Origin of the sequence: Rhodanobacter glycinis (genome assembly GCF_006438785.1) — a bacterium.
Lineage (GTDB): Bacteria > Pseudomonadota > Gammaproteobacteria > Xanthomonadales > Rhodanobacteraceae > Rhodanobacter > Rhodanobacter glycinis_A.
Map to the genome: position 1 here is coordinate 1 of NZ_RCZB01000013.1, position 929 is coordinate 929.

Sequence of the window (929 nt, forward strand, 5' to 3'; positions counted from 1 at the left end):
CGGTGATTTGCGTGACACCGCCGGTCAGACTCACGGCACCGGTGAAGTCGTTGCCGCCATCAGCCAGCGTGATTGCGCCGCTGCCTGCGTTTATCGTGGTGAGGCCAGTCACGGCGATGTTGCCCGCTGTCTGCGCGATCGCCGCATTCGTGCTGGTCAATGCCAGTGTGCCCAGGGCCGTTACATCGCCGCCGAGCGTCACGCCGTCGCGACCGGTCAGGCTCACATTGGTGCCATCCAACGCGCCGCTGGTCGACAACACGCCACCATTGGCCGCCAGGGTCAGGTTGCCGGTACCGGCCGACAGCGCGCTCGCCGGCAAGGTCAGGGCACCACCGGCAATCAGGCTCACGTTGCCGTTCGCGTTGTCGGTCAGCGAGGTCACGCTAAGATTATTGACGTCCACCAGCGACACGCCGGCTCCGGTCGCCGTGACGGCGCCCTGGAAGTCGTTGTTCGCATTGGTCAGCGTGATCGCGCCATTGCCTGCGTTGAGGGCACTGGTGCCGCTCACGCTCAGCGCGCCGGTCTGGCTGATCGCACCGTTGTTACTGGTCGCATCCAGGTTGCCACCCACGCTGCCGCTGCCCAGGTTCAGCGCACCGGTGCTGATCGCGGTCAGCGCACCGGTGGTGCTGAGCGTACCCAGGGTCAGCGCGTTCGCATCGGTGATTTGCGTGACACCGCCGGTCAGACTCACGGCACCGGTGAAGTCGTTGCCGCCATCAGCCAGCGTGATTGCGCCGCTGCCTGCGTTTATCGTGGTGAGGCCAGTCACGGCGATGTTGCCCGCTGTCTGCGCGATCGCCGCATTCGTGCTGGTCAATGCCAGTGTGCCCAGGGCCGTTACATCGCCGCCGAGCGTCACGCCGTCGCGACCGGTCAGGCTCACATTGGTGCCATCCAACGCGCCGCTGGTCGACAACACG

General features: G+C 66.0%; 1 protein-coding gene. It reads right to left on the minus strand.

From position 1 onward, the window contains the following. The coding region (locus EAH75_RS19700; protein WP_428993527.1) for a beta strand repeat-containing protein at positions 1-929 on the minus strand (929 nt) is incomplete at both ends.